Origin of the sequence: Cypionkella sp., assembly GCF_034376685.1 — a bacterium.
Lineage (GTDB): Bacteria > Pseudomonadota > Alphaproteobacteria > Rhodobacterales > Rhodobacteraceae > Cypionkella.
On sequence record NZ_JAXMJJ010000098.1, the window covers coordinates 1 to 5,810 of the forward strand.

At 58.5% G+C, this 5,810-nt stretch carries 6 protein-coding genes; 1 reads left to right on the plus strand and 5 read right to left on the minus strand.

Annotated features, from left to right (window positions below; genetic code table 11):
• The 5 genes from U1A24_RS19160 to U1A24_RS19180 form a co-directional block, all read right to left on the minus strand.
• On the minus strand, nucleotides 1-1,317 hold a 1,317-nt coding region (locus U1A24_RS19160; protein WP_322323587.1), incomplete at its 3' end, for a sigma-54-dependent Fis family transcriptional regulator.
• Nucleotides 1,318-1,411: 94 nt separating this feature from the next.
• Nucleotides 1,412-1,960 carry a hypothetical protein gene (locus tag U1A24_RS19165; protein ID WP_322323588.1) on the minus strand — a complete coding sequence of 183 codons (549 nt, stop codon included), beginning with the start codon at nucleotides 1,958-1,960 and terminating at the stop codon, nucleotides 1,412-1,414.
• Between the two features lie 65 nt (nucleotides 1,961-2,025).
• Nucleotides 2,026-2,232 carry a hypothetical protein gene (locus U1A24_RS19170; protein WP_322323589.1) on the minus strand — a complete coding sequence of 69 codons (207 nt, stop codon included), beginning with the start codon at nucleotides 2,230-2,232 and terminating at the stop codon, nucleotides 2,026-2,028.
• A 23-nt stretch (nucleotides 2,233-2,255) separates the two neighbouring features.
• Nucleotides 2,256-3,362 (minus strand): hypothetical protein, encoded by a 1,107-nt coding sequence (locus tag U1A24_RS19175; RefSeq protein WP_322323590.1) that lies wholly within the window; start codon nucleotides 3,360-3,362, stop codon nucleotides 2,256-2,258.
• Between the two features lie 15 nt (nucleotides 3,363-3,377).
• Entirely contained in the window at nucleotides 3,378-3,701 is a 324-nt protein-coding gene (locus U1A24_RS19180; RefSeq protein WP_322323591.1) for a hypothetical protein, read from the minus strand.
• 369 nt (nucleotides 3,702-4,070) lie between these two features.
• Between U1A24_RS19180 and U1A24_RS19185 the strand changes: the two genes are divergently transcribed.
• On the plus strand, nucleotides 4,071-5,738 hold the full coding sequence (locus U1A24_RS19185) for an aromatic/alkene/methane monooxygenase hydroxylase/oxygenase subunit alpha (RefSeq protein ID WP_322323592.1): 1,668 nt from the start codon (nucleotides 4,071-4,073) through the stop codon (nucleotides 5,736-5,738).
• Nucleotides 5,739-5,810: the final 72 nt, after the last annotated feature.

Genomic DNA, 5,810 nt, shown 5'->3' on the forward strand with positions numbered 1-5,810 from the left:
GCCCTCGGCCTCAAGCGGTTGCAACAGCGCATCACCGAACATTTTCGGTGTCATCGCGCCGCAGTTGACCGTGCGAAAGCAACGGCCGCTTTCGGGCGACAAGCGCGAATGGATCAGGCGCGCAAACAGTTCTTTGCCAACGCCGGTTTGTCCTTCGATCAAGGTTGGCTCATTGGCCGAAGCAATGCGATTGGCGGTATCCAGCGCCTGCAAGATCGCTTCGCTTTCACCGACGATCTTCAGTCCCGTCGTGCCGATCAGCACTCCGGGCAGTGCCGGAGTGGACGGCTGCCGCATAGGGGCCGGATGCGATGCGTTCGGGCTTTGCCGGAACGCCAACGCAGCGCCTTTGATCATGCCGTCGATTTCGATCAGCCGGATGTCATTGCAACAATGCGCGCTGGGCAAGGCTGCGGCGATCTTTGCTTCGGAAATGCCATCGGGCAATTCCAGAAAATGCGCCCCTAGCCCCAACTCCTGATCTGGTCGCCCGATATTGACGCCACTGTTGCGGCTGAAAATCAGCCTGCCAAAGCGGTCGATGATCGCAAATCCGTCCGCATTGTCCATGGCCTGACCGGGCAGGCTGCCAATGCTAGCCTCCATCAGCCGAATGTTCAGCAAGGATTGCTCTTGCTGCAGCACCAGTTCGATATCACGGGCGGCGGTGGCGGCGAAGGCGGCGTTATGCTTTTGAAAAATCCGGGTCAACCCGGACAGATTGACCACACCGATGATGCTTTGATCAATCGGATCGCGAATGGGGGCGGCAGCACAGCTCCACGCCTTCATGCCCTCACAGAAATGCTCTTCGCCATGCACATAAACCGGTTGTCCGGTCCACAACGCCGTGCCGATACCATTGGTGCCCGAGGCATGTTCGCTCCACAAACCCCCGACAGACAGGTTGATCTTGCTGGCCTTGCTGAGGGTGGAATTGTCACCGACCGCCTCTAGAATAAGGCCATCACGGTCGGTCAGCAGCAGCATTGCCTCCGCCCCCGACAACAAATCGCCGATCCGCATCATCGAAGCCCGCGCCGCCCTGCGCAGTTCAGCCTGATCATGGCTGGATTTTGCGGCCATTCCACTGCGTTCCAGCGATGGCGCGGCAAATTGGTCGGGCTTGATGCCGGTGGTGTTTGACCGCACCCAGGATTGATAGATCAACGAGCGCACCCCAGTCATCGGCAGGCTGGGCGCGTTGCGGTTCGACAGAAATTTGTTCCAGGCCCGCGAGGTTTCCCGCGGGTCTACATCGGTGAAATCAATGCCCGGACGTGCGGCCTTAAGCGCGCTGCGCTGGTCAGATGTCATCATTAAGTCTCCTCCCGTAGACTTAACCTTCGGCACAGCGCAATCTTATGCTGATTTTCTGCTGGCGCCGAAGTTCGTATAGGCATGGGCACAACTACGCGATGTCGAGCCGCGCTTTGATGTCGTCTGCGAGTTGGTCTTCCGTGTAGGCGCGGTTGATCACCCTTTGCGCCAGATCAGCAATTTTCTCAACAGTTTCAGGCTCTAGCGGGCTGATGAAGCCATTCTCTGCCGTTGCGAGGAAAAAGCATCTCTCGCCATTCAGTCGCTTGATCTCGCCCAAGAACGCCAGTTGCACGCCGGTATTGCTGTCTGCAAGCACCACCCGTCCATTCAAGCTGATGCGGACATAGGGCACCGCTTCATCTGGCCTGCGCGGCGGCGCCTGATCCACAATGATCAAACCCTGCGCCTGTGGCGGCGGTGCCGCCTTGCGGGCTTTGTCTGCCGAATACTTACCACCGCTAAGGGTATCGGCCAGCTTTTCGATGGTGCCCCAATTGCGCTGAAGATATTCTTTGGCGCGCTTGTCTTCCGGTCTCGTCGCGCTAAGTCTCGAACGTATATCCAATCGACTCACTCCTTGGTGTGCGATGGGTGTCATTTTGTCGCAGGCTAACACAGCCAGCGGAATTTTCTGCATTGCATCGAAACAGGGCGAAAAAACTGCACTCTTGTAACGAAGCGTTACAAGGGCCGAGCGCGTGCCTAGTTCGGGCGCTGCTCGCCCCCCGGCTCGGCTTTGCTTTGGATCTTCCCACCCAGCCGACCCTCGCTGATCCAGCGGGCTGCCAGAACAAACGCGCCAGTGGCGAAGTCACGGCCATGGGCTGCGATCATTTCTTCGCCAATCAGGGCGATGCGCTGAAAGAATGCGTCTTTGCTTTTTTCTTCTGCGGTGAGTTCTGCGGTCATCGGAGTGCTTTCTGTGAACGGAGTCAGGATTTGAACATTGCGTCGGGGAATTCGACCAAAGCGGCAGAGCCATCGGTTCCGGCCAGCGCCAGATATTTGCCCTCTTGCGACCAGACCATCGCGGTGATCCCGGCCCCGGTATCCTCGCGCAGCAAAATCTCGGACTGTTGGCCGATCTCGGCAAGGCTCAGCAACCCATTGGCATAGCCGACCGCCACCAGATTGCGGTTGGGGCAGGTGGCGACCGCATTGACCAACACAAGGCCCGCCTTGCCCGTCACCACATCGCGGCCGTCTTCCAATGCCCAAGCAGCAACCCGGAACGCCCCCGAGGCGACCACGGTAGCAGTGCTTGGGCCAAAGCCAACGCTGCGCACGGCGGCGGGGAATTTGTTGCGGTGAAGTATTTGGTTGCGGGCGGTGTCGATCAGATAAAACCCATCCGCCGCCACACTGCACACCAGCCAAGCGCCATCCGGGTGCCAATGCAAGCCGCTGGCCGGTTCGGCAAGTAAGCTCTCAACGGGTTGGCGGTTCAGCGCCTGAAGCGGCAACCGCAACACAGCATTTCCATGCGCCACGGCAAGCGTCAGCCCATCGGGTGAAAACGCCACGGCGCTGATCTCATTTGGCAATTCAATCATCTCCGGCTCGGAGGTCTCGGCAGGGGCGACATAAAGCTGCGCGGCACTGGCATAGGCCAAAACCTTGCCATCCGGCGATGCCGCCAGCACCTGTATCGCCGTCTGCGCGCGGGGTGGAATGTGATAGGCGATCCCGCCCGCCGACAGCGCATTGATCCGCCCGCTGGTCTTGGCAAAGGCAAAGCCCTGCGCGCCAAACGCCACCACATCCGAACTGCGCCCTTCGGTGAACTCCGCCACTTTCAGCGGCAAGAACGGCTTCTCCCGCGCCGCAATCGTCAGCCGTCCGGTGTCAATCGCCCGCCGGGTGCGCTGGGTGGGCGAGGCTTTGTCGGCAGTGGCCGCCAGATGCACAGATCCATCGGCACAGGCGAAAGCAACGGCAGAGGTGTCGGCATTGAAGTTGATCTGTTGGGCGGGTGAGGCCAGCTGCCAGTCACGCGCGATCAGATCAAAAAGCTGCAAATGGGCGCGTTCGTCTTTCATGTCATTCCCCCCGGTTTATGATTGGCACAGCGCGGAAATATCGGCACCGATCCTAGCTAGCAAAGTTTCCAACCGCTCGGTTTCCTGTTCGGTTTCGGCCAAAGCCAGCTGGGCGGATCTCTGCTCCAGGTAGAGTTGATCCAGCGCAGCTTGCGCTGCGACCTGATCGGCCATACCGATCAGGTCGCGCTCGCCGCACATCACCTCAATCTCTTTGCCAGCCACTCGCTGGCGCCTGCTCAGCAGCTTGCAGTTCTCTTGGCACAGCAGCGTCACCACCGCGACCCGCAGTTTCTGCAACTCGGCCATCTTGTCGGAAATCTGTTTTATATCAGACATATGACCGCTCCGCGCTAAAACCGGACCTTCCCGATTTTTCCTCCGCAGCCCACAGCATATCTGCCGCTGATAGCATTGCGACAAAATATGAATCCGTAACCATTCATTACAATTCGTAGCCCTTCGTTACAGAAAATTATCTGTTTGGCCGCAGCAGATTTTGGCCCCTACATTGCCTCATCGAAGAAAAAGAAAGCCGCCGCGACAACTCAAGGTGGCTCAAAGAACGAAGGAAGGGAGGCCTGCGTTGCGAATGAAATTCACAAACCGTGAAACTGATCCGACGTCTTGGATGGCTGCGATGCGCAGTTCTCTGACCTTTGCCGACGGTCCTGCCCACATTCACACGAACCAAAAAGGTGAGCAACAATGTCGACTCTGACACTCAACAAAATTACCGCGCAAAAGGGCATTTCGGTGGCCGATGCGACCCGCAAATGCGCCGATCTGGGGTGGAATCCTTCCTATGTGCAGGAAGCGATGACCTACCCCAGCGACTACAAGATCACCAAAGCCCCGCGCGATCCGATGAAGCAGGTGCTGCGCTCCTACTTCTCGATGCAGGAAGAAAAGGACAACCGGGTTTACGGTGCCTTGGACGCCGCCCTGCGTGGCGACATGTTCCGCAACGTCGAACCCCGCTGGGTCGAATGGATGAAGCTGTTTCTGGCGATCATCCCGTTCCCGGAAATCTCTGCCGCCCGCTCAATGGCGATGGTCAGCCGTCTGGCACCGGGCGAGGATCTGCGCACCGGCTTTACCATGCAGATGGTCGATGAATTCCGCCATTCCACGATTCAGATGAATCTGAAAAAGTGGTATATGGAAAACTACATCGACCCGGCGGGCTTTGACATCACCGAAGAAGCCTTCGGCAAATGCTATGCTACCACCATTGGTCGGCAGTTCGGCGAAGGTTTCATCACCGGCGACGCGATGACCTCGGCCTGTATGTATCTGACCGTTGTGGCCGAAACCGCGTTCACCAACACGCTGTTTGTGGCGATGCCGTCGGAAGCAGCCCGCAACGGCGACTATGCTTTGCCCACGGTGTTTTTGTCGGTGCAGTCCGACGAATCCCGCCATATCGGCAACGGCCACTCACTGATGATGGCCGCGCTGAAAGAGCCGGAAAACCACCTGCTCATTGAGCGCGACATGAAATATGCCTTCTGGCAGAACCATGCCATCGTTGACGCGGCCATCGGCACCTTCATCGAATACGGCACCACCGACCGCGACAAGAACAAGGAAAGCTATGCCGAGATGTGGCATCGCTGGGTCTATGAAGACTACTACCGCACCTACATGCTGCCGATGGAAAAATACGGCATCAAGATCCACCATGATGACGTGACGCTGGCATGGGAACGGATCACTAAGAAGAACTACGTCCACAAGGTCGGGCAGTTCTTTGCGGTAGGCTGGCCGGTGAACTTCTGGCGGATCGAGGCGCAGACCGAAAAAGACTTCGAATGGTTCGAGCACAAGTATCCCGGCTGGTATGCCGAGTTCGGCGATTTCTGGAAATGGTATGCCAAGCTGTCGAAGCCCGGCCAGAAGGTGATCACCTTCAACGAGGAAGTCGGCTACGTCTATCCGCATCGCTGCTGGTCGTGCCTGGTGCCCTGCCTGATCCGCGAAGATATGGTGGTCGATACCATCGACGGCCAGTTGCACACCTTCGCGCATGAAATCGACCGCTGGACGGCGGTTGAGGCCTTCGCGGATGAATACCAAGGCCGTCCGACCCCGGCGATGGGCCGGTTCTCGGGCAAGCGCGAATGGGAGACGCTGTATGATGGCGTCGATCTGGCCGATGCGATTGTCGATCTGAACTTCGTGCGGTCCGACGGCAAAACCCTGATCCCGCAACCGCATCTGCGCTTTGACGACAAAGACATGTGGACGCTGGATCATGTGCGCGGCCACACGCTCGGCTCGCCCTTGAACGCCCTGCGCGGCATGGATGAGGCAACCCGCACGAAGCACCTCGCCGAATACCGCGCCGGGTTCACCATCAACCCCTGCAACTAACCCACTGATTATGGGCCGGTAATCCCGGCCCATACCACCCCACACCGCTGCCCGCTTGGGGCAGGGGATTGA